Here is a 24,282-nt window from a genome sequence, read left to right on the forward strand (position 1 = left end):
CCTGAAATGTGAGACAAACAATCAATAGTGAAATTGGCACTTGAGATATAAGTGTTTTTTGCATTTTTTTATGTTTGACTAATTAATTAAATAAATAGTGCCAGTACAATTCCAGTTGGAATCGTACTGGCAAATTTAGCTTTTAGAACTTGTAAGTACCACGGACATAGAATGTACGACCAGTAGGATCGCTATAACGAGGGTCATAACCATATTGGAAGTTATCTAATACGTTCGATGCAGCAGGCTCTTCAGCAAATAGGTTTTTGATACCACCAGTGATTTCTAAGTTTTTGAAACCACTGTATGTTCCTGCAACGTTATACAGTGTGTAGTCAGGAACACGATGTTTGTCGAACTGTGCTTTCCCAGTTTGGTTTTGGTCGTCATAACCACGGAAGAACTGTTGTTCAAAAATCATTTTCCAGTTTTCATAACTCCAGTTTAGATTTGCTGTGTGTTTCCAACGTAAAACAGCTGGATCGTCATACACGCCAACTAAGCCTTCCCAAGCACCATCTTTTTCTTCTTGATAGTCATTTTTGATGACATAGGTACCATTAATGCCAAAGCCGAAACGACCTGTCGCGGTTAATGGTGAAAGATAATCTAAGCTAATGTCGATACCTTGAGTTTTAATACCCCCTGTATTCATTAGAATGGTATTGATGTATTCAATACGACCATCGGCACCACGCACGAATAATGAAGCATATTTCTCAGGATCTTCAAAAATTGAAGTTTCACCCACTTGGCCAACTAATTCGTCAATTTCAATGTTGTAATAATCAACAGCTAAAACTAAGTTTTTAATTGGTTCGTAAACAAAACCAGCGGTAAATGTTTTAGATTCTTCTGGCTGAAGATCTGGGTTACCACCTTGCATACGGTAGAACTGAGTATTACATTCGGTTTGATATTGAGGTGAAGTTGGATTACCGCCTGGACAAAGGACAGGGTCGTTATATTTTGCGCCAGTGTAGGTTTTGCTTTGTTGCGCATTAATTTCCCAAAGGCTTGGAGCACGGAAACCAGTACTGTATGTACTACGGAACATAAGTTGCTTCATTGGTTCCCAACGAATACCGACTTTTGGATTGAAAGTGTCGCCAAAATCGCTGTAGTCGTCATAACGTGCTGCAAGTTGAGCTTCAATCGTTTTGGTAATTGGAATTTGAAGCTCAGCAAAAGCGGCATTAATATCTCGGTCACCTTTACTCAGAGGTTTGTCAGGGTCAATACCACTACCCGGTACAAGGCGTACTAACTCAGAGTTAACTTTTGCTTCCCAATCTTGAGTTGTAAAACTTCCACCAAATGCAAAACCAACATCACCAGCTGGTAAGGTGTAAATCGGGCGGCTCACGGTAAAGTCAAATGTTGTGGAATCAAGTGTTGCTTCGTTTGTTGTACCACTCACATTTAAAGAGTTCCAAACGTTAGCATCTGCAGATGGACCAAATGGGTTGATTGTGCCGTCATTTAATCCTTCTTGTAGTTTGTTACGATTTAAGTATCCACTAACAAAGCTATCCGATGCTTCGCCTTTTGCGTAAGTTACGCCACCGTTGATATCCCAACCATATGCTTCACCTTCAAGTCCAGCAAAAATACGATGTGATTCATTGATAGATTGTGAAACACGGTTGCCTGCTTGAGAGCGTAAGTAAAGTTGTAATGGATCACCACTTAGACCATCAACACCAGGGGTAATACCCTCGCCTGGATAATATTGACTGCTTTTAGGAATCGTGACAGAGCGGCTGTAGACGTCTGGAGCAATAGAAGTCGTCACTTTGCTTTTTGCATAGACATATTCACCAATAGCGTTGAAGTTATCGCTAAGTTTGATGGTTGCACGACCAATTGCAGACAAGTCCTCAGTTTCTGGCTGAATACCAATTAAAGCTTGCGTATTGAGGAAGCAGAGTCCGCCATCTTCAGTGACATTGGTTAAATTATTACAATTGGCTGCACCACCATACGGGTTCGCTAATACACCTTCAGGATTTCCGTCAGCATCTAAAGGCCCGCCGTTTGGATCAAGAAAGTTAGCAGGGAAGCCATTTGCTGAACCAGCATCGATACCTAACTCAGGTAGAAGGCCACCACGACGGCTGACTTTACGGTCTTTTGCCATAATTTCTTTGGCTTTACGGTAGTCAATTGCGCCATAAACGTTAAAACCTTGTTCATCTAAGTCGCCATAGCCACCAAAAATCGAAACATCGTATTCTTCGCCGCCTTTATCTTCTGGTTTGAGTAAACCACCGCTAATACCTAAGCCTGTGTATTGTTTTTTGGTAATAAAGTTAATTACACCTGCGATTGCATCTGCACCATAAATTGCAGAGGCACCATCACGTAAAACCTCAATACGTTCGACCATTGCAAGCGGAATGGTATTTAAGTTGGTTTCAGAGGTACTAAATGGGCTATAAGCCAAACGACGTCCATTAAGTAGGACAAGGGTTTTATCTGATCCTAGGCCACGTAAGTTCGCTGTTGAGCCTGATGTATTACTTGCACCAACGTTTTGCGCTGTACTGTATCCCGCTTGGTTCGCACTAATTTTTATTAAGGCTTCTTCAGTCGTTGTAACCCCTTGTTTAGTTAATTCTTCAACTTTAATCACCGTAATAGGTGAAGAACTTTGAGCAGAAACCCCTTTAATGGATGAACCAGTCACAGTTACTTTGGCTACTTTCGTTGGCTTAACTGTTTCTTCTTCATTTGTTTCTGCTGCATGCGCTAAAGATAAACACAGCATACTTAAACTAAGAGTACTTAATTTAAGTATTGTTTTGCTAAATGGTGTGCCCCCCACAGATTTAGCATTTTTTTTCTCTTTCATAGTAAAAGTATTCCTTTTTGTTGTAGTTAGCGATATTGCTTGATTCTTTTTAAGCAATTCAAGTGCCATATTTATATTTAAATTTTATTTTCAAATATAAAATACTGATAAATATCTACATTATTGGTTTTAAATTGGAGAACTTTAAGATGAACGGTAAGTATATTTTTTTAAAGTTATCCTTTTGATTGGGTTTTATTGGGAATTTAACTTTTGATCAAAAAAAATTTTAAAAACATGAATGGATGCAAATTAAACCACAAAAAGTGTGATTTAATTCATATTTATGTGTTTGATTTATAAGGCTAATAAGAGAAATAAATAAAAAATAAAAACCATAAATTCAGTTGTTTAGTTGTCTGTTGTCTGTCATTTCATCTGATCGTGATCCATTATGAATCAGGAATGTATTATATTTGTGCAGAATGTGCATGGATGAGTACACATCCGAGAGTTGAATTTTTGATAAAAACGAGCTTTACTCGGAAAGTCACTATTAGTATAAATTTATCTTAAAAAATGAATTTAAAAGGATATTTAATTCAGATAACTTTCAACCAAGGAGTGGTGGCATGAATTTCGCTTTATATTAATTGCTGTATTAAGTTCTACGTTTAAAACTCAATTTAAACTGGATTGTTTTATTTTAGTGAGGGTGGCTTTATTTAAAGTCTGCTTGCGGCTTTGTATTATTAAAAAATCATCAGAAAGGAAAAGGTTTGGAAACTAGAAAATTTAAAATAGCGCTCCTTGCATTATTAATTTCAACAGGGATGATGGCCGAGGTTCAAGCTTCTGCACAATCGAATAAAGTTTTAAATATTGCATTTGAAGCACCTGATGATGGTTTTGATATGGTCAAAACCTATAATTATTATAGTGGCAATATTGCGGAAGCGATTTTTGAACCCTTATTGAAATATGACTATCTAGCACGTCCTGTCGTTCTTGTCCCAAATACCATTGAAGCGATGCCAAAGATTGAACAAGAAGGAAAAGTCTATACCTTCAAAATCAAACGAGGTATCCATTTTTCAGATGATTCTGCCTTTAAGGGAAAGAAACGCGAGCTGGTTGCGCAGGATTACATTTACGCGATTCAACGAATTTTAGATCCGGCTAATCGTTCTCCGACCTATTCATTTATTGATGGCAAGATCTTAGGGGGGGATGCGGTCGTTGCGGATGCAAAGAAGTCTGGGAAATTTAATTACAATGCGGCAATTGCCGGCCTAAAAGCGATAGATCCTTATACGTTGCAAATTACTTTGACGCGCCCTGACTATAATTTTCAATATATTTTGGCCTATGTTACGTTTGGAGCAGTTTCAAAAGAAGTTGTTGAATTTTATGGCAATAAAATTGCACAACATCCTGTAGGAACGGGGCCGTATCAGCTCAGTAAATATGTGCCACGTAGCAAGATCGAACTGGTTGCAAACCCGAATTATCGTGGTTTTGTTTGGAATTTTAAATCGACAGGCACAGCTTGGGACAATCAGTTAGTTAAAGAAATGAACGGGAAGAAAATGCCGCAAATCGGCAAAGTTTCCGTCAGTATTATTGAAGAAGAACAGTCACGGTGGTTAGCATTTAAAACAGGGCAGCTGAATTTTGATAAATTGACCTCAAATGCAGTACCGCAAGCCTTAGATTCGCAAAATAAACTTAAGCCTGATATGCAAAAGCTCGGCATTAAGCATTATCCAAATAAAGATGCTGAAATCACCTACAGCATGTTCAATATGCAAGACCCGCTTGTCGGTGGTCAAAGCCTTGAAAAGATTGCGTTACGCCGTGCTATCAGCATGTCATACAATCAAGCTGAAGCGATTAAACAGTTATATCAAGGGCAGGCCGTAAAGGCTGAAATGTTTTTGCCAGAAGGTGTGAGTGGCTTTAATCCAAAATATCGCAGCAGTTTGGGATATAACCCATTGCTGGCCAATAAATTACTGGATCGATTTGGGTATAAGAAAGGTGCTGATGGTTATCGAACCTTGCCCGATGGTAAAGCGTTGACCTTAAAAATAAATACTGAAAATAGCTCTAAATCGGTGATTCAATCTGAGTTGTGGAAAAAAAATCTCGATGCCATTGGGATACGGGTACAGTTTAAGGTCAGTAACTTTGCTGATAATTTAAAAGAAGCAATGCAATGTAAATATATGATGTGGTCAGGAGCGTGGATTGCAGATTATCCTGAAGGGGAGAACTTTGCTCAATTACTATATGGGCCAAATTCAGGACAAGGGAATTTAAGTTGTTATCAATCTAAAGCTTATGACGCTTTATATAAACAAGCAATTGTGTTGAAACCTAAAGATCGTGAACCTTTTTATGAAAAAATGAACCGTCAAATTGAAGCGGATAACCCTTGGATTATCCATTCTACACGGATTCGTAATTGGTTAATTCACCCTGAAATTCAGGGGTATAAAACACATCCAATGATGAACACCAGTTGGCAATATCTCGATATTCAGCCTAGTAAAAAATAATTGAGTCAGGATTACAATGAAGCGAAATTCGAATTTTACGCTAACCAAATTTGCTACAGCGTGTTTGATGGGGGGAGTGCTATTCAGTGCGATGCCGACATTAGCAATGGCAAAGAATCCAGCAGATCCAAATAAAGTTTTACGTCATATTTTCCCTGTCGCAGAAACAGGTTTTGACCCAGTTGGCGTACATGATCTGTATTCTGCACATGTGAATACCTCAATCTTTGAAACCTTATATACCTATGACTATTTAGCATCACCGGCAAAGTTGGTTCCTAAAACGGCGGCTGCGATGCCAGAAATCAGTGCAGATGGTTTGACTTATACCATTCGCCTGCAAAAAGGCATTTATTTTGCTGATGATCCTGTGTTTAAGGGCAAGAAAAGAGAGTTAACCTCGGCTGATTATGCATATACCTTTAGACGTTTAGTCGATCCACAACTTCGCTCACCAAACAGTTGGCTACTCGATGGCCGCATTTTAGGCATGGAGAAGGTTTTAGATAAGGCGAAAAAAACAGGTAAGTTTGACTATGATGCACCCATTGAAGGCATACAAACTCCTGATCGTTATACCCTTGTCATTCGTTTAAATTCTCCAGATCAAAACTTTCCAATGTTATTGGCTCATCAACCTGCATCGGCTATGGCACGTGAAGTGGTCGAAAAATATCGAGACAAAGCGGGTTTTGTGATGGGTAAACCGGTGGGTACAGGGCCATATATTTTGACGCGCTGGACACCTGGCTCACGAATTATTTTAAAGGCCAATCCCAACTATCGTGGTTTTGTCTGGGACTTCAAGGCATCAGATGCCAAAGATGAAAAGATCGTAAAAGCCATGCAAGGCAAAAAAATGCCACAAATTGGTGTGATTGATATTCAGGTGATGGAAGAATCACAATCACGTTGGTTGACCTTTGCAAAAAATGAAGCTGATTTGTTGGTGCTCGATGGAGATTTGTCGGTACAAGCCTTAAAAGATGGAGAGCTAAAGCCTGAGTTGGCTAAAAAAGGTATCCAAATGTCGCGGATTTCTGATCCCTCTATCGACTATCACTATTGGAATATGCAAAACCCTGTGGTTGGAGGTTTTAGTAAAGAAAAAATTGCATTACGTCGTGCAATGGCGATGGCTTATTCAGCAGATAATCAAATCAAAATTTTGATGAATGGTGATGCACAAAAATTACAAAGCCCAATTCCACTCGGTGTTGTCGGCTATGACCCGAATTATAAGTCGAGTATTCCATACTCAGTTAAAGCGGCAAATTTATTGCTCGATCGTTATAACTATAAAGTCGGCGCAGATGGCTGGCGTACTCAACCGAATGGTAAACCGCTTACGATTGAAATGACGATAGCGGGCAATAGTAGCCGTAGTCAGCAGTCGGGCGAATTTTGGAAGAAAACTTTAGATAGCATCAAAATTAAAATGACAACAAAGTCGATGCCATTTGCAGAAGCTTTAAAAGCCGAAAAACAGTGTAAAACCATGTTTAAAGCATCTGCATGGATCGCAGACTATCCAGATGCAGACAATTTTATGCAATTGTTCTATGGCAAAAATATCAATGTCACCAACAACGGCTGTTCAAAAATTCCTGAATACGACCGTTTATATGAACAGACGCAGCGTATGAAACCGGGACCGGAGCGTGATGCAGTCTATCGGAAAATGTCACGCATTTTAGAAGTGTATATGCCTGTCCAAATTAATTATGCACGTTACCGTAGTGTGTTGTCGCAACCACGCGTGATTGGTTATAAAAAGCATCCAATTTTGGCAACAGAATGGATGTACATCGATATTGACCCGAAAAAATAAAATGGAACAAAACTGGAGAAATTATGAAAAATAAAGCTTTGAAACTCACCACACTCAGTATGTTGATGATCGGCGCTAGCCAATTGGTTCAAGCCGAAGATTCAATACGGAGTACTTTGCCAAAGTTCCAAGCCAAAGAAATACCTGCGCTGTGTGATGCCAAAATTCAGCAAGTGAAAACAGATTTAGCTGCATTTGAGCAAAAAAAGATAAAAAATAATGCAAAAGCAGCACCTATTTTGGCGGAGTGGGATCAAATTTTTGCCAAATTTGAAGATTTTTATGGACCAATCGGACTATATAGTAACGTCGATCCTGATGAGGCTTTACGTAAGGCGGCGGAAGATTGTGAAATTAAAATTATGGAGTTTCAAACTTCGGTTTATCAAAATCCAAAACTTTACGAGCAAATTAAAAAACTCAAAACCAATGACGAAATTGATAAAAAAATGCGTCAAGACATCTTGGATGGTTTTGAAAATACAGGGGTACAATTTACACCTGAAAAACGTGCTCGTTTGAAAGCTATCTTTGATGAATTAGCAAAAATTGAACAAGAATATGCGCGTAATGTACGAGATAATAAAGAAAAACTGGAGTTTACACCGGCGGAGTTGAAAGGCTTGCCAGACAGCTATATTTCGGGCTTAAAGAAAAATGAAAAGGGCAATTATTTGCTCGGTTTTGAATACCCAGAATACCGTCCATTTATGGAACTAGCAGAAAGTGATGATGCGCGTAAGCGTTACCAAACTGCATTCACGCGTCGTGGTACTGAGAAAAACTTAGTATTGTTAAAGCAAGCAATGGATTTACGTTATGAAATTGCGCAGCTCTTTGGCAAAAAAAGCTATGCCGAATGGGTGTTGCAACACCGTATGGCAAAAGACCCTGAAACAGTGAATAAGTTCTTAGCCGATGTTCATCAAACGGTGGCACCTTTAGAGAAAAAAGAAGTTGAGACTTTACGTGAGTTCAAAGCGAAAAGCCTGAAAATTCCACTCGAAAAAGCTGAAATCAATCGCTGGAGTGAGAGTTATTGGAGTGAAAAACTTCGCAAAGAAAAGTATCAAATCGATCAAGAAAAATTGCGTGACTATTTCCCAACCCAAGCATCTCAAGAATGGATTTTTGCCATTTCATCTGACCTTTATGGCATTGAATTTAAGCCTGCGAAAGTTGATGTTTGGCAGTCAGAAGTTGAATATTATGATGTAAAAGATAAAAAGACCGGTGAGCTGCTTGGTGGTTTATATATCGATAAATACCCACGTGAAGGGAAGTACGGTCATGCAGCTGTTTGGGGCGTAAAAGGTGGTAGTACCTTGACTAAGCGTAAACCGATTTCTGCTTTAGTGACCAACTTTAACCGTAAAGGTTTAAATAGTGATGAACTTGAAACCTTTGTTCATGAGTTTGGTCATGCCTTACACGGTATTTTGTCGAATACACGCTATGCATCTCAATCGGGGACTTCAGTAGAGCGCGACTTTGTAGAAGCACCTTCACAAATGTATGAAGAATGGGCGCGTCGTAAAGAAACGTTATCTACACTCGCAAATTACTGTAATCCAACGTGTCCACCTGTAGATGATGCACTGATTAATAAATTAAAAGCAGTTCATAGCTATGGACGTGGTTTACATTATGCACGTCAAGCCTTGTATGCAAAATATGATATGGCACTTCACTCATCAGATGCTTTGAGTGTTAAACCTTTAGATGTCTGGAAGAAAATGGAAGGCGAGACAGCTTTAGGCTATGTCCCAAGTACTGAATTCCCAGGACAATTCAACCATATCATGGGCGGTTACCAAGTTGGCTATTATGGCTATATGTGGTCTGAAGTGATGGCACTCGATATGTTGTCTGCTTTCGGAGATAACCTAAATAACCCTGAAGTGGGACAACGCTACCGTAAAACGATCTTGTCGCAAGGTGGTCAATATGAAGCAGAAAAATTGGTACATGATTTCTTAGGTCGTAAACCTGATAACAAAGCTTTCTTTGATGAAATTACTGGACAACGAGTGAAGTAAGGACAACTTTATGCTGGCATATATCATACGGCGTATATGGCAGATGATCCCAACGATGTTGGGGGTTGTTCTGCTCATATTCTTCTTATTTAACTGGGTAGGTGGAGACCCTGCATATATTCTAGCAGGCAAAATGTCGAACCCAGAGCAAATTGAAAACATCCGTCAACAGTTGGGGGTTGATCAACCCTACTATGTCCAATTGTGGATCTTCATTAAGCAGATTTTAACTTTTGATTATGGAATGAGTTGGAGTACAGGTGAGTCGGTGTCAGATATTATTTTGACCCGTCTAGGACCGTCACTGACGATTTTAATTCCTTTAACCATTTTGCAAACAATCATTTCAATTGGTTTGGCACTTGCTGTGGCTTCAGTTCGTGGCACATTAACTGATCGTATGATTATGATGCTTTGTACGATTGGTATGTCGATCAGTATTTTGGTTTACATTATTGTTTTCCAATACGTTTTTGCATATCAGTTGAGTTGGTTCCCGGTTCAAGGCTGGAGTGATCACTTTAGCGAAAACTTATTTAAATACGGTTTACTGCCTATCTTAATTATGTTGGTGGTGAGTATTGCGCCAACTTTGCGCTTATACCGCAGTTTTGTATTGGATGAAGTCAATCAAGACTATGTTCGAACTGCGCGCGCAAAAGGTGTGGGTGAAAGCCGTATTTTAGGTGTACATGTACTGCGTAACGCCTCAATTCCAATTATTACCGATGTCATGTCGAGTCTACCGGCACTGCTGATAGGCGCTTTCTTGATTGAACGATTCTTTGGTATTCCGGGGATTGGTCGTGAAGTTATTATTGCTGTTGAGCGCAGTGACTTCCCTGTCATTAAGGCGATTACGGTCTACGTTGCAGCGGCTACAATGATTTTTAACTTAATCGCGGATTTGATTTATAAACTTGTCGATCCTCGCGTTCAGTTGAAGTAGGTGGCCTATGCTAGGAATATTCAATAAGACCAAAGCAACGGCATCAACGCCTGCATCGACTGGCTTGTGGAAGTTGGCGATGCGACGCCTAAAGGCCGATAAATTAGCGATGGTGTCGTTGTTCGTTGTACTGTGTTATTTCGTGGTGTTGCTATTGTCGATGACAGGCGTGGTTGCATCCAATTGGAATAAAGAAGTGGCTGTTAGTTATGCACCTCCAAGTTTTATTGGGGCGGAACTCAATGAAACAGCTAAAACCAAAGCATCAGCAGAAGATATAGCATTGCCTGAAAATCCTGTTGATCCTTTAAAAGATGTAATTGCTGAACTGAATGCAGAGATTGCGACTGAGCAAGGTGGTGCCAATGCAATTGACTACTATGGCGTTGTCGATCCACTAGCAGAAGATATGAAGGCGATTGATCAGCAATTGGGTGGTCATTTGTTAGATCAACAAAGTGAGCTAAAACAAACTTTACCGTTTGGTGCGGATAAATGGGGGCAGGATGTCCTGCAAAAAACCATTAAGGGTGCTGAAACATCTATTATTGTTGGCGTGGTAGCTGCATTACTTGCTGTCGTGATTGGGACAATTTTAGGGGCAATTTCTGGCTACTTTGGTGGTTGGGTTGATGATATTTTAAACTGGTTCTATAACATTTTTACCTCGATTCCGTATTTGCTCTTGGTTCTTGCGATTGCTGCTGTACTACAACAAAAGGGGATCTTGTCAATTGTCCTCATTCTAGGACTTACTGGGTGGACGGGGGTATATCGTCTGATTCGTGCAGAGTATATGAAGCATACTTCGCGTGAATATGTGCTCGCTGCCAAAGCGATAGGGGTGAGTCATTTTCGACGCATCTTTGTGCATATCTTTCCGAACGTCAGTCATATTGCATTGGTACAAATTTCGATTTTAGTGGTGGCCTTTATTAAGTCAGAAGTGATTTTGAGCTTCTTGGGGTTTGGCGTTCCTGTTGGGGTTGTGTCATGGGGCAGCATGCTTAATGAAGCACAAAGTGAATTGATTTTAGGTAAATGGTGGCAACTTATCGCAGCATCTGTAGCGATGGCGGTTTTGGTTACGGCATTTTCAATGTTTACTGATGCATTGCGTGATGCATTAGATCCAAAATTGAAATAAGGAGGAGTAAAGGATGACGGAACAAAATCAAACTGTTAAACCAACGCTCCTCAGTGTTCAAAACCTGAAAGTGAGCTTTAAAGCCGAAGATAAAAGTTATATCGAAACGGTCAAAGGAATATCTTTTGACATTCCTGCCAATACAACCGTGGCACTTGTAGGAGAATCTGGCAGTGGCAAATCGGTGACCTCATTGGCAACCATGGGGCTGTTGCCACGTGATCAAAGCCGTATAGATGCAAGCAGTAAAATTATTTTTGAAGGGCAGGATTTACTGAGTCTGTCTCCAAGAGAAATGCGTAATATCTGTGGTAAAGATATTGCAATGATTTTTCAGGAACCGATGTCGTCACTCAATCCTGTCTTTACGGTGGGTGATCAAATTTCCGAAGTATTACGACTTCATCTAGGTATGGGGCGTAAGCAGGCAAGAGCACGGACTTTGGAATTATTGAAGGAAGTAGGTATTCCTTCTCCTGAAACGAAAATTGATGCCTATCCTAGCCAAATGTCAGGTGGTCAACAGCAACGTGTCATGATTGCAATGGCAATTGCATGTGAGCCGAAGTTATTGATTGCAGATGAGCCAACCACAGCACTTGATGTGACGATTCAAAAGCAAATTTTAGATTTACTTGAAGCCTTGCAAAAGAAACGTGAGATGTCGATGCTGTTCATTACGCATGATTTAGCATTGGTAAGCGAAATTGCCGATCAGGTGATTGTCATGCGTCATGGAGAAATCCGTGAACAAGGCTTGGTCAATGAAGTGTTGGATCATCCTAAAGATATCTACACTCGAGCTTTGCTCAAATGCCGTCCGCAGATGTCAGAACGTCCTTATAAATTACCGATGATCAGTGATTTTATGCGTCAAAATGGTGATGAGCTGATTGAGGATGTGCATTTATCAGAAGAAACCCGTAGACAACGAACGCGTGGTCTCACAGGTAATGAACAGATTATCTTAGATGTCAAAGACCTGAAAAAATCGTTTTATAGCCGCAAGGGTTTATTTGGTAAGGATGAATATCAGGCGGTCAAAGGTGTCTCGTTTCAACTGGCGAAAGGTAAAACGCTCGGGTTGGTTGGAGAATCTGGCTCAGGTAAAACCACAATCGGCCTTTTACTGATGCGTCTACAGGAAGCGACAGGTGGTCAGGCGCTGTTTGAAGGTCATGATATTTTGGCGATGAGCGAAAAAGAATTTACCCAATATCAGCGCAAAATACAGATCATTTTCCAAAACCCATATGCTTCGCTTAATCCACGTTTTACGGTGGGTCAAATTCTGATGGAGCCGATGCAAGTGCATCAGATTGGGAAGGATGATGCAGAACGAGAGCAAATGGCGTTTGATTTACTAGAGCGTGTCAGTTTGCCTGCACAAGCATTTTATCGCTATCCACATGAGTTTTCTGGTGGTCAGCGTCAACGTATTGCCATTGCACGATGCTTGACCTTAAAGCCAGAAATTTTGATCTGTGATGAGTCTGTGTCTGCATTAGATGTTTCGGTTCAAGCCCAAGTTCTGAATTTATTGCAAGATTTACAAGATGAATTTGGTTTGAGCTATATCTTTATTTCACATGATTTATCTGTGGTGAAATATATTTCTGACCAAATCATGGTGATGAACCATGGTGATATTGTTGAAATTGCAAACTCGGATGAGTTGTATAGATCGCCGCAGCATGAATATACCAAGCGTTTGCTGAGTGCGATTCCACAAACCACTGAACAATTTGCTTAGTAATCATAAAAAAAACCGCTCAAATGAGCGGTTTTTTTATACTTAAGAAATTAAAATTTCTTAAAGCCTTTGTTGTTTCCGCTAAATGCGCGACTTGGCACAGAGTCATTACGACGCTCACGATTGCCAAAATTGTCGTTACGACGTTCACGGTTACCGAAGTTTTCACTGTTGCGATCATTACGGTTATTGTTGAACCCTTCGTTGCGACGCTCTGAACGGTTAAATCCATTGCCTTGGAAACCACCTTCAGTACGACCAGTACGACGTTCGCCACGGTTGTCTTGATAACCATTGCTTTGTTGTGGCTGGTTTTCGTCACTGTCACGACGTTGTTGGCGTAAGTAACCACCACGACGTGCTGCCATTGGTTTATCTTGCATACGTTCAGTACGACGTTTCGCCATACCAAACAGGCCAGTACCTTGACGTGGTTTAAGCTCAACCGACTTGGTTAAGTTGTCGATATCTTGTTTATCTAGCTCGATCCAGCGACCAGTACGTAGTTCGCGTGGCAGAATTACTGAACCATAACGTGTGCGTAAAAGACGGCTCACTTTTAAGCCTTGAGATTCGAAAATACGACGAACTTCGCGGTTACGACCTTCTTTTACGACCACTTGATACCAACGGTTAATACCGTCACCACCAATTTCAGAGAATGACTCAAACTTTGCTGGACCATCATCTAAAACAACGCCTTGTAACATGTTGTTTTTTAACTGAGGAGTGACTTCACCCATGACACGAACGGCATATTCACGTTCGATTTCGCTAGACGGGTGCATTAAACGGTTCGCCAGTTCACCGTCATTTGTGAACAGCAATAGACCTGTAGAGTTGATATCTAGACGACCTACCATTACCCAGCGATCACCGGTAATTTGAGGTAATTGTTCAAATACCGTTGGACGGTTTTCAGGGTCATTGCGTGAGCAAATTTCGCCTTCTGGTTTGTAGTAAATCAACACACGGCGACGAATTTCGTCTTCAATTTGGAACTGAACTTTACGACCATCGATGCGAAGCTCATCACCCGGTTCAATACGTTCACCCACTTGGGCAACTTGCCCATTTACGCTCACACGACCAGCGGCAATGACTTCTTCCATATAACGGCGAGAACCCAAACCAACGCGTGCGAGCACCTTTTGCAATTTTTCACTCATGACAGCATAACCTTAGAAATTATCATCAACAGTTCACCTATTTATGACTTCGGTGCATTCGCATCGAGGGCCATAAAAGCTTCCTTGGCATCCTGCAGGGGAGGCAATTGGCCCAAAGAGGTTAGACCAAAAGCATTTAAAAATTGAGGCGTTGTAACTAACAACGCGGGTCGTCCAGGGAGTTCACGAAAACCAGATTCTTTAATCCAGTTCCAGTCAAATAACGTACGTAAAATTTGACTATTGTTGGTCACCCCACGGATTTGCTCAATATCTGCGCGGGTTACCGGTTGATGGTAAGCAATGACAGAAAGAGTTTCGAGCAAGGATGGCGATAAACGAGTTGGTCGTTCAGGCCAGGTCTGTGCAATAATATTACGATATTTTGCACGTACTTGAAAACGGAAACCTTGAGCGGTTTCAACAAGTTCAATTGATCTGCCGTGTTGCAGCATTGAAAGCTGCTGCAAATATTGGCGTAATTCGGTTTTACTGAAACGGTCTTGGAAAGCCTCTTTTAAACGGGCAATACTCACCGCCGCTTCACTGGCAAAAATAATGGCTTCAAGCTGCATCAAAATTTCATGCAGATTATCTTCTGAAGACACCGCAGTCATTTGTTTAAGTTCAGTGTTCATGCACGTGCTCCCTGAATTGCAAGCGGTGCTTCTACACCTGATGCGACAATTTGAACTTTTTGTTGGCGTGTCAGTTCCAACACGGCCATAAATGTCACGACAACACCCATGCGGCCTTGGCTTGGCTTGAGTAAGTCTGCAAAATCTAATACTTCACCTGACTCAAGCTTAGTTTCAATATAAGCAATACGTTCTTCGAGTAAGACAGGCTCTTGTAGAATTTGGTGGGTAACTGGTTCTGGTCGATTAAAAACACAGAGTATGGCATCACGAAGTAATTGAATGTCATAACCATCATTGGTTTCGACAATCGTTCCTAAACTGACATTGGTATCGAAATTATCCCGATCCAATACTGTCATTTGACCTAATCTTTCCGCAGCTTGTTTGATGCGCAAATACGTTTCTAAACGGTCAATTAATTCTTGTTTAGGATCTTGTTCATGTGCTGCGGTCGATTTAGGTTTTGGCAATAATAGACGCGATTTTAAATCGGCCAATAGGGCTGCCATCACCATATAGTCTGCGGTTAATTCAATATCTAGAGATTTCATTGCATCCATATAAGACAAATATTGGGATGCAATCGGGGCAATATCGACTTGTAATAAGTCGAAGCCATTTTTTTGAATCAGGTAAATCAGAAAGTCGAGTGGTCCTTCGAAATGCTCTAATAGAATTTCAAATGCAGCGGGTGGAATGTACAAATCTTCTGGAATAGCTTCTTGCCACTCATCCAAAACGCGAATGTGTGGAGCATCTTCCATAGAATTATGGACAGTTTGGTTCATTGCAATTATAGGCCACGCGAATTTTCAAAGGCATGCAGACAACTTTCGCTTCGATCTCACATCGAAAGTAAAAGCACAAAAGTTATAGGGAATAGTGTAATGGAAAAATGCGTTTAAAGAAATTACTGAACGGTTGAATTGGGTAAAAAACTTAAAATTTATAGGGAATAGGCTTTATTTATACACACGTAAAATTTTAAAGCTGTGATATCGATCACATCTTGTGTTAATTATAAAAAATACACTCATCAATCCGTGAACTCATTTAAGCTGTGATGTCTGGATGATGGGCATCCTTCATGAAATGATTTGAATGAATTGACTAAAAGAATATTAGCTATGCCACAACAATATAATCAATGGGGTCAGTCTGTAGGGATGACGTTGACGCAGTTTGAACCTTGCCAGTTCAGATGTAAAACCGAAGTGGGGCAATCTGTTCGGCTTATTCCGATGCTACCCGATCAGCTTGATGATAGTCTTTTACAGCGGCTATGGCAGACAGTACAACAAGAACCTGATGAACGCTGTTGGACGTATTTGCCTTATTCTCAAATTCAAAGCATGCAGCAATTGCGTGATTATTTTCAGCAATCCTTTCATTTTACCGGTTCGATGCATTATGTCATTGAGGTTGGTGATGCCATTGTAGGATGGGTTGGTTTGCTTAATGTGCGCCCAGCACATGCTGTCATCGAAATTGGTAATGTCTATTTTTCAAGTTTAATGAAGCGATCAACCGCAGCAACAGAAACCATTTATCTATTGTTAAAAGCATGCTTTGCAGCAGGTTATCGACGGGTGGAGTGGAAGTGTGATGACTTGAACACGCCTTCGAAAAATGCTGCTTTGCGTTTTGGCTTTCAATTTGAAGGGTTGTTTCGTCAACATGTGATAGTGAAAGGTCGTAATCGTGATACTGCTTGGTTTGCGATGTTAGATCAGGATTGGCCAATGTTGTATCAAGCTTACGTAGCTTGGCTCGATACAAATAATTTTGATGAGCAGGGAGAGCAGAAAATTCATTTAAAGGAATTTATGCAGCTTTATTGCGTTTGAGCGAAAGCTAATTATCAAGGCTGTGAGTATGTTGGTAAGACTCTTTGCTCAAGTGCAAATTCGATGATGAGTTGGCACTGCGCTTGCGAGCAGAGATTTTGATTAGCTCTACGTTTAAACAGCGATTTGACCGTTGATGCATGCAGAAAGTAAGAAAAAGCCTGCGGCGGTGTTGTCGCTATTGGTGAAATTAAATTTTTATCAGATGCTGCCCTTAGTTGAGCCGTGGATTCTAAAGTCCAAGGCTCAGTGGCATATATAGCAAGATGATTAAGACGGTTTTGTTCGGAGACATTGAGGTCTGTCGCATTTTGCAGCTTTAGTAACATTTGAAATAAAGTCATCAGGTCGATTCCTTTATCGAAAGGTGCTTTAACCGCGTTTTGAGCAGAGGACTTTTACATGCTGTGCCTCTGATCGGATACAGCATGTATTTAACAGTACATGCTATTCAAAGGCACTGACATCACCGACACCACGGCGAATCACTTCAGGGTATTCACCTGCAAGGTTTACAACGCTAGTGGTATTTAAAGTACCTAAACCGCCATCAATTAATACATCTATTCTTTTGCCGATTTGCAGTTCAATTTCGTAAGGATCATCAATCGGTTCTTTTTGGCCCGGTAAAATTAAGGTCGATGTTAATAAAGGTTCACCGAGTTCTTTGAGTAACAATTGGCAAATCGGGTTGCTCGGAATACGCAGTCCAATGGTTTTCTTTTTAGGATGCATTAAACGGCGAGGAACTTCACTGGTCGCAGGCAAAATAAAGGTGGTGACCGCAGGGGTGTTATTTTTCAATAAACGATACATGGCATTGTCGACTTTGGCATACGTGGCAATGTCAGATAAATCTGCACAAATAATCGCATATTGATGTTTAGCATCGAGCTGACGAATTTGGGCAATGCGTTCCATGGCATTTTTGTTCCCAATTTGGCAACCGATGGCATAGGCGGCATCTGTAGGATAAACCACCACATCGCCGGCACGAATCCGTTCAACGGCTTGCGTAATTAAACGGGGCTGAGGATTTTCCGGATGTATTCTTAAATGCAACATGTCGTTTTCCTCTTATTATTAAAAGCTCTAGACATTATGTCGCGGTCTATTTGCTTTGTGCAATGTGAAATGCAGTCAAATTGTATAATTTAATCAAGCATTTCACGTTGAAATTCATTCGCCTGTAACATTTTGCCAGCACGTGTACAGTGGCAAATGCATTGGATAAAGCGCCAAGCATCGCGTGGAAGTTTGGCTTCGCCCTTAAAATAAGCCTGTAATTGTGCATAGACATTATCTTTAAAGCTACTGCCATCACCGCCTTCACCAGTAAGGTTATCAAGTGAGACACGAAATTTACGTCCAAAGGCTTTGGCAAATAACCATTCGATCGCTTGGGGCTTAATTTCTACCTGTTCAAAGAGGGCTTGTTGCTCTTTGCTACGACCATCTGGTGCATACCAATAGCCTAAATCGGGAAGTAAACGGCGTTGCTCGCCAGCAATAGTCCAATGGCTAATTTCATGCAGGGCGCTATTGAAATAACCATGGGCAAATTGAATACGGGCAGGGCCGTTTGAATCAGCAGGAAAGTACTCGGGCTCAAAGTCACCTTTCACTAAGCTCACATTCAGGTGGGAAAACCAATGATTAAAGTGTAAGATGAGCCAATCGACGTGTTCTGTTTCTGTGGAAAGTTTCTCCCAAGCCGAGAGTTGCACTTGGTCAGTTGAAATGTCAGAATCAAGCGTTGAAATTGTGCTCATAAGTGATGAAACATTCACTTCTGTTTGCGGCTGCAACAGATGCATAACTTAAGTTACCCAAATGGTCTGTCTAAATAAGTACAAAATTGTATCTTAATCTTTGACAGAGTACTGATGAATTTGTAGAATTGCCGCCTTAATTATGTCAGCAAATACCTTTCCGGCACAGATTGAGCCGTTTAAATGGGCTGAACAGGGCTTTAAATGGTCAGGAACACTGCCATTATCTCGCTTTGTTCGTATTGCTCGTGAAGCTGTTGGATCAATTGATGATCAATTGATTAACATAGACTGTAAGCTATCAATGGATGCTTATCATCGCATTGTATGGCTGGATGGTCATGTTGAAACAAATGTTCCAATGGAATGCCAGCGTTGTCTGGATACTGTTGAGATTCCACTTGTTTTAAGTTTTCATCTAGCTCTTGTAGATGACGAGTCACTGATAGAGCGCTTGGATGAGGATGCTGATTTCATCGTTTTAGGTGAAAGTGAAGCAACAACCAAAGGTTCATATGATGCACCTGCGACTGCTGATTTACTCTCACTGATAGAGGATGAATTGTTATTGTTGATGCCTTTGTCACCTAAGCACGACGCTTGTGAACATAAGCATCAACCTGCCGCTGAAGAGCTTGTTGAAGAAAAACGGGACAACCCGTTTGATGTTTTGGCAGGTTTGAAGGGTAAACTTAACTAATTTTTGTGTTATACTCTTGAGTATAAGACAATCGAATTTGTTCTGATCCATTTTTTCGATCTTTGTAAGGAGCCATCATGGCCGTTCAGCAAAACCGTAAAAGTCGCTCTCGCCGTGACATGCGCCGTTCACATGACGCTTTAACCGAGAATGCATTAACTGTAGACCAAGCTACTGGCGAGACTCACCGTCGTCACCACGTATCTAAAGATGGTATCTACCGTGGTCGTCAATTATTCGCTAAAGCATCTGCTGAATAATTGGTGATGTATTAAGCGTCAAGCTTAGTAGAAAAAATGGGAGCGTTAAGCTCCCTTTTTTTGTACCGATTTTTTGTTGCATTTGGCAATTACCAAGACAAAAATTAAGTGTTAAATTTCCGTCCCTGAAACAAGCTTACATGGGATTGTGTTGAATAAATGTCCAAATAGCATAAATTCACCAGTCTTGATAAAGGATTTTTTTATGTCTGCTAAACAACTCGAGCAAGCAGCTCAAGCTACTAAAACTGCATTCGTGTTCCCGGGTCAAGGGTCACAGAAAGTCGGCATGCTCGCTGAACTTGCAGAACAGTTTAGTAGTGTGCAAGCAACATTTGCAGAAGCATCAGAAGTAGTTGGCTTTGATCTTTGGCAAATTGCGCAAAGTGGTGAAGGGTTAAACCAAACAGAATTTACTCAACCTGTACTACTGACTGCCAGTATTGCTTTATGGCGTGTGTGGTTAGAGTTAGGTGGTGTTGCACCGAAATACCTTGCAGGTCACTCATTAGGTGAATACAGCGCCTTGGTTGCTGCGGGAGCGATGAGCCTAGGTGATGCCGTTAAACTGGTGAACCTACGTGGTCAGTTGATGCAAAGTGCTGTACCTGAAGGTCAAGGTGCAATGGCGGCAATTTTGGGTCTAGATGATGCCAAAGTCATTGAACTTTGTGCTCAAGCAGAAGGCCCAGGTTCAGTAGATGCTGCAAACTACAATGCACAAGGTCAAGTTGTCATTGCGGGTGATAAAGCCATGGTTGAAGCGGTTATGGCTGCTGCTAAGGAAAATGGCGGTAAGGCAATTGCACTTCCGGTTTCTGTGCCATCGCATTGTGCATTGATGAAACCTGCTGCTGAACAGTTTGCGACAGCATTGGAACAAACTGCCATTGAGCTGCCTACTATACCTGTAATACAAAATGTAGGCGCTGAAATCGCGACTGATGTAGCGCAATTACGTCAGGCGTTAACTGCACAGTTATACCAATCTGTACAGTGGACAAAGACCATGCAGTATTTGCAAGACCAAGGTATTCAGTACATTGCTGAATGTGGTCCGGGTAATGTCCTTGCGAATCTCGCAAAACGTTTGCCAAATATTGAAAAAGCATTCCCACTCGACACGAAAGGTCGTATGGAAGATGCACTGAATGCCATTTTAGTGGCAGAAGGGAAAATTGCATGACACAAGAACGCAAAGTTGCTTTAGTAACAGGTGCGAGCCGAGGGATTGGAGCAGCAATTGCTCAGCAATTGATTCAAGACGGTTATTTTGTTGTAGGTACTGCAACTTCAGAAGCGGGTGCGGAAAAATTATCTGCTGCTTTTGCTGAAAATGGTGCGGGTAAAGTTCTAGATGTACGTGATGCAACTGCAATCGATGCATTGGTATCAGACATTGAGCAAAACTTTGGTTCTGTATTGGTTTTAGTGAACAATGCGGGTATTACCAAAGATAATTTGTTACTTCGTATGTCAGAAGATGATTGGGATGACATTCTCAACATTCATTTGAAAGCCGTTTATCGACTTTCTAAACGTGTTTTAAAGGGCATGACCAAAGCACGTTTTGGACGAATTATTAATATTAGTTCTGTGGTTGCACATTTTGCTAACCCAGGACAAGCAAACTATTCTGCTGCAAAAGCAGGGATTGAGGCCTTTGGTCGCAGCCTTGCAAAAGAGATGGGAAGCCGCCAAATCACTGTGAATGCAGTGGCTCCGGGCTTTATTGCAACAGAAATGACAGAACAGTTAAGCGAAGAAATTCGTAAAAAGATGAGTGATCAAGTGGCTTTAAACCGTTTAGGTGAGCCGCAAGATATCGCAAATGCCGTAAGTTTTCTTGCTTCTGAAAAGGCAAGTTACATTACCGGAACTGTATTACATGTAAATGGTGGTTTATACATGAGCTAAGCGCTCAAGTATAAACTTTCAAAACGATTTAGATTCAATTAAACTAACGGCATTAAAAACGCCACAAGCAATGAGGAGAATTCCTGTGAGCGATATCGAACAACGCGTAAAACAAGCAGTAGCTGAACAACTTGGTCTTAAAGCAGACGAGATCAAAAATGAAGCTTCTTTCATGGATGACTTAGGTGCAGATTCTCTAGACCTAGTTGAATTAGTTATGTCTTTCGAAAACGATTTCGACATCACTATTCCTGATGAAGATTCAAACGAAATCACTACTGTACAATCTGCAATTGACTATGTTTCTAAGAAACTAGGTTAATTTTAGATTTCAGCGATGCTGATTTAAAAAGCCACCATTCGGTGGCTTTTTTATGCCGAATATTTTGTTTTTACATTAGCTTACGTTTCTGTCACCAACAACAACTCAAAAGCGGTTATTTTTTAGCTATAAAAATAGAGTTTGAACAATAGTTAAATTATTTAAAACAGTAAAAACAACGGAGAAAAACATGGGTCTTTTTGATTTTGTAAAAGGTATCGGTAAAAAAAATACAGCACCTGCAGAGCCTCAGGCAGCGCCAGCAACACCTTCTGAACCATCTGCACAAGAAATTGCCAATAAGTTATTGGGTCATATCAAAGCACTGGGCTTACCTGTAACTGGCTTGTCTGTGAGTTATAACGGGACTTCAGATCTAGCAACAGTGAAAGGTCAGGTGCAAAGCCAAGCAGATCGTGAAAAGATTATCTTGGCGGTAGGGAATATTGATCATGTGGCGCAAGTGGATGATCAGTTGACTGTAGCAACGCCAGAACCTGAAAGTAAATTTTATACAGTTAAATCAGGCGATAATCTTTCTAAGATTTCTAAAGAATTTTATGGTGATGCAAATCAATACAATAAAATTTTTGAAGCAAACCGTCCTTTGCTAAAAAATGCCGATGACATTTTCCCAGGTCAGGTGCTTCGTATTCCTGCATAAATATTTGTGTTTAAAGTAAAAAAAGCCATCTTGTGATGGCTTTTTTTTGTATGCGTGAATGGTGAAGTTGAATATAATGCGGCTGAAATAATTCAAAATAAGAAATCAATGAAACAAAAAATCATCTTTATTTTCTTGCTGTTGCTTGCAGTTGTTGTGTGTTTTTGTCTTTGGCTGCGGTGGGATGAGCGTATTGATCCTCGGGTGCTCAAGTGGCAGCAGTCTGAAATTTCTTATCATTCAAATTACACACAAGAGCCGTATTTTAACTTGCTTGGGCTGAATGCCGCAGATCGGTTTTCGGCATTGAATGTTGGGCGCTATCGTTATCATCAAGATTGGGCATTTAGTTTGTTGGGGCAAGAGCATCAGAATGTATTGGGCCAGCCATTGAATGCGAAGCTAACACGTGAAAAGTGGTCAGAAGAACAGACGAATTTAGTTGCGGAGTTTCAGCAATTGCTGGTCGATGATCCTAAGGCAGCTAGCGCATTTGTTGTTGAGCATCATCAGGTGCTCGGTGCGCTGATACAGCAAGAAAAGGTGCCGTTGCAGCGCTTTAACACATGGTTGCAGCATGCAGACCAATACCGCAGTTTAAGTATGCCGAGCAATTCCGCATATCCAGACTTTAAATATTTAAATCAGTTGGCGATCCTTTATCAGATCAATATTGCGTTAAATAAAGAGGATAAGCTGGATGCATATATGGCTGAATATCAAAGATTGCAGCAGATGCTTGAGCGCCCGATCTCATTGGTTGAAAGGATGCTGATTCAAAGCTGGCTGGCACGTTATGTTCGAATTATACGCAATGAGCAATTAAAGACTGGACAAGTTGTTTATTTAGAGCCTTTAAGTGCCAGTCAGTTAAGTTTGCGCTCAGCAGCGCAATTGGAAGCCTATGGCGTATATGCGGTGTTGAAGCAGGTGCAGCAATTATCGGACTGGAATACCTCGTTTATGTATTGGTTGTATTTGCCAAATCAAACTGCAAATCAATTGTTTAAGCAATATGAAGAGGCGGCACAGCTATCTGAGCTTTCTTATGATTCGTTTAGGATGCAGGCTGGTCAAAAACAGGGACAGTATTCATCTTGGCATATCAAAAACTATTTGGGCAATACTTTGTCCAATATAGAGGGGGTGCCTTGGGAGCGCTATGTGCTTGCAGGGCACATTTTGAATGATCGAATTATGATTTTTAATTTGTTGAATCAGGGTGCGACTGATTTAACGCAGTTGAATCAAAATAGCCACGGCCGACGTTTCTTTAAGAAGGAGGGTATGCTGTGTGCTGAGGTGCCGTATCCGCGTGAGCAATTTAGAGCACACAATTGGAATATTTTAGATAGCTGTGTGCAGTTGTAGTTTTTGTATATAAACATTTTGGTATAGAAATAAAAAAGCCCCAATGAGTAGGGGCTTTTTTACAGTCGTTTAGAAGCTTGGCTTCACTACAACTAAAATGACAACCGCAAATAAAATCAAAGTGGGCATTTCATTAAAATAACGCCAGAATTTATGCGACTTATAATGTGCATTTTCGATAAGCTTTTTACGGTAATAACCACAAACAAAATGATAAATCACCAATAGTCCAACTAATCCAACTTTTAGGTAGAACCAAAGCGCTTCATGGTAGTGTCGAGTTGCATCACCCCAATCGACGAGGAAGTGCGCCGTGATCAGTGTAGCAATCATTGCGGGCCACATAATGCCGCGGTATAGCTTGCGTTCCATGATTTGAAAGCGCTGATGACTCGTAGCATCATCACTCATGGCATGGTAGACATAAAGGCGAGGGAGATAAAATAGCGCTGCGAACCAGCAAACAACTGCGATGATATGTAATGCTTTGACCCAGAGGAAAGCATCTGATGGAGCATCCATATATTGACCCTTAAAAGGGCGGT

At 40.8% G+C, this 24,282-nt stretch carries 22 protein-coding genes; 14 read left to right on the forward strand and 8 right to left on the reverse strand.

The window, feature by feature from the left end:
- Positions 1-142: 142 nt before the first annotated feature.
- Positions 143-2,854, reverse strand: a complete 2,712-nt coding sequence (locus tag FTU36_RS08490) for a TonB-dependent receptor (RefSeq protein WP_180117453.1) — start codon at positions 2,852-2,854, stop codon at positions 143-145.
- Positions 2,855-3,627: 773 nt separating this feature from the next.
- Here FTU36_RS08490 and FTU36_RS08495 point away from each other — a divergent pair.
- The 6 genes from FTU36_RS08495 to FTU36_RS08520 all read left to right on the forward strand — a co-directional run bounded on the left by FTU36_RS08495 (position 3,628) and on the right by FTU36_RS08520 (position 13,074).
- A complete protein-coding gene (locus tag FTU36_RS08495; protein WP_180063870.1) occupies positions 3,628-5,355 on the forward strand; it encodes an ABC transporter substrate-binding protein in 1,728 nt (575 codons plus the stop codon).
- Positions 5,356-5,422: 67 nt separating this feature from the next.
- Positions 5,423-7,186: an ABC transporter substrate-binding protein gene (locus tag FTU36_RS08500; RefSeq protein ID WP_373686319.1), complete on the forward strand. Its 1,764-nt coding sequence runs from the start codon at positions 5,423-5,425 to the stop codon at positions 7,184-7,186.
- A gap of 23 nt (positions 7,187-7,209) precedes the next feature.
- A complete protein-coding gene (locus FTU36_RS08505) occupies positions 7,210-9,225 on the forward strand; it encodes a M3 family metallopeptidase (RefSeq protein WP_180117455.1) in 2,016 nt (671 codons plus the stop codon).
- Between the two features lie 10 nt (positions 9,226-9,235).
- Positions 9,236-10,174, forward strand: a complete 939-nt coding sequence (locus FTU36_RS08510) for an ABC transporter permease (protein WP_078190067.1) — start codon at positions 9,236-9,238, stop codon at positions 10,172-10,174.
- 7 nt (positions 10,175-10,181) lie between these two features.
- Entirely contained in the window at positions 10,182-11,321 is a 1,140-nt protein-coding gene (locus tag FTU36_RS08515) for an ABC transporter permease (protein WP_180117457.1), read from the forward strand.
- A 13-nt stretch (positions 11,322-11,334) separates the two neighbouring features.
- Positions 11,335-13,074 (forward strand): ABC transporter ATP-binding protein, encoded by a 1,740-nt coding sequence (locus tag FTU36_RS08520; protein ID WP_180117459.1) that lies wholly within the window; start codon positions 11,335-11,337, stop codon positions 13,072-13,074.
- A gap of 50 nt (positions 13,075-13,124) precedes the next feature.
- Here FTU36_RS08520 and rluB read toward each other — a convergent pair whose 3' ends face one another.
- Genes rluB through FTU36_RS08535 form a run of 3 tightly spaced genes read right to left on the reverse strand, consistent with a single transcriptional unit; the run spans position 13,125 to position 15,672 of the window.
- On the reverse strand, positions 13,125-14,243 hold the full coding sequence (gene rluB / locus FTU36_RS08525) for a 23S rRNA pseudouridine(2605) synthase RluB (protein ID WP_180011977.1): 1,119 nt from the start codon (positions 14,241-14,243) through the stop codon (positions 13,125-13,127).
- A gap of 41 nt (positions 14,244-14,284) precedes the next feature.
- Entirely contained in the window at positions 14,285-14,881 is a 597-nt protein-coding gene (gene scpB / locus FTU36_RS08530) for an SMC-Scp complex subunit ScpB (protein WP_078190063.1), read from the reverse strand.
- The gene (locus FTU36_RS08535) at positions 14,878-15,672 is read right to left on the reverse strand and encodes a ScpA family protein (protein ID WP_180117461.1); all 795 of its coding nucleotides are present in this window, start codon (positions 15,670-15,672) and stop codon (positions 14,878-14,880) included. The genes scpB and FTU36_RS08535 overlap by 4 nt, the downstream gene beginning before the upstream one ends.
- Positions 15,673-16,011: 339 nt before the next feature.
- Between FTU36_RS08535 and FTU36_RS08540 the strand changes: the two genes are divergently transcribed.
- Positions 16,012-16,731 carry a GNAT family N-acetyltransferase gene (locus FTU36_RS08540; protein ID WP_180117463.1) on the forward strand — a complete coding sequence of 240 codons (720 nt, stop codon included), beginning with the start codon at positions 16,012-16,014 and terminating at the stop codon, positions 16,729-16,731.
- A gap of 14 nt (positions 16,732-16,745) precedes the next feature.
- Here FTU36_RS08540 and FTU36_RS08545 read toward each other — a convergent pair whose 3' ends face one another.
- The 3 genes from FTU36_RS08545 to FTU36_RS08555 form a co-directional block, all read right to left on the reverse strand.
- Positions 16,746-17,075, reverse strand: coding sequence for a hypothetical protein (locus tag FTU36_RS08545; RefSeq protein WP_180063865.1), 330 nt, complete (start codon positions 17,073-17,075; stop codon positions 16,746-16,748).
- A gap of 103 nt (positions 17,076-17,178) precedes the next feature.
- Complete coding sequence (locus tag FTU36_RS08550) at positions 17,179-17,796, reverse strand: L-threonylcarbamoyladenylate synthase (protein ID WP_078190059.1); 618 nt, start codon at positions 17,794-17,796, stop codon at positions 17,179-17,181.
- A gap of 89 nt (positions 17,797-17,885) precedes the next feature.
- Complete coding sequence (locus FTU36_RS08555; RefSeq protein WP_180073190.1) at positions 17,886-18,548, reverse strand: elongation factor P hydroxylase; 663 nt, start codon at positions 18,546-18,548, stop codon at positions 17,886-17,888.
- A 97-nt stretch (positions 18,549-18,645) separates the two neighbouring features.
- Between FTU36_RS08555 and FTU36_RS08560 the strand changes: the two genes are divergently transcribed.
- From FTU36_RS08560 to FTU36_RS08590, 7 genes are all read left to right on the forward strand, one after another.
- Entirely contained in the window at positions 18,646-19,203 is a 558-nt protein-coding gene (locus tag FTU36_RS08560; RefSeq protein ID WP_078190057.1) for a DUF177 domain-containing protein, read from the forward strand.
- A gap of 77 nt (positions 19,204-19,280) precedes the next feature.
- Positions 19,281-19,463 carry a 50S ribosomal protein L32 gene (rpmF, locus tag FTU36_RS08565; protein WP_004279227.1) on the forward strand — a complete coding sequence of 61 codons (183 nt, stop codon included), beginning with the start codon at positions 19,281-19,283 and terminating at the stop codon, positions 19,461-19,463.
- Between the two features lie 205 nt (positions 19,464-19,668).
- The gene (gene fabD, locus FTU36_RS08570) at positions 19,669-20,649 is read left to right on the forward strand and encodes an ACP S-malonyltransferase (RefSeq protein WP_180059475.1); all 981 of its coding nucleotides are present in this window, start codon (positions 19,669-19,671) and stop codon (positions 20,647-20,649) included.
- Positions 20,646-21,380, forward strand: coding sequence for a 3-oxoacyl-ACP reductase FabG (gene fabG / locus FTU36_RS08575; protein WP_078190055.1), 735 nt, complete (start codon positions 20,646-20,648; stop codon positions 21,378-21,380). The genes fabD and fabG overlap by 4 nt, the downstream gene beginning before the upstream one ends.
- Positions 21,381-21,465: 85 nt before the next feature.
- A complete protein-coding gene (gene acpP, locus FTU36_RS08580; protein WP_078190054.1) occupies positions 21,466-21,702 on the forward strand; it encodes an acyl carrier protein in 237 nt (78 codons plus the stop codon).
- A 190-nt stretch (positions 21,703-21,892) separates the two neighbouring features.
- A complete protein-coding gene (gene lysM, locus FTU36_RS08585) occupies positions 21,893-22,366 on the forward strand; it encodes a peptidoglycan-binding protein LysM (RefSeq protein ID WP_180008199.1) in 474 nt (157 codons plus the stop codon).
- A gap of 108 nt (positions 22,367-22,474) precedes the next feature.
- Positions 22,475-23,737 (forward strand): hypothetical protein, encoded by a 1,263-nt coding sequence (locus tag FTU36_RS08590; RefSeq protein WP_180105701.1) that lies wholly within the window; start codon positions 22,475-22,477, stop codon positions 23,735-23,737.
- 69 nt (positions 23,738-23,806) lie between these two features.
- On the opposite strand, the gene hemJ is transcribed toward FTU36_RS08590, so the two are convergent.
- Positions 23,807-24,259 carry a protoporphyrinogen oxidase HemJ gene (gene hemJ, locus FTU36_RS08595; protein ID WP_180022661.1) on the reverse strand — a complete coding sequence of 151 codons (453 nt, stop codon included), beginning with the start codon at positions 24,257-24,259 and terminating at the stop codon, positions 23,807-23,809.
- Between the last annotated feature and the right edge of the window lie 23 nt (positions 24,260-24,282).

It is taken from the genome of Acinetobacter sp. YH12096 (assembly GCF_013419215.1).
Lineage (GTDB): Bacteria > Pseudomonadota > Gammaproteobacteria > Pseudomonadales > Moraxellaceae > Acinetobacter > Acinetobacter amyesii.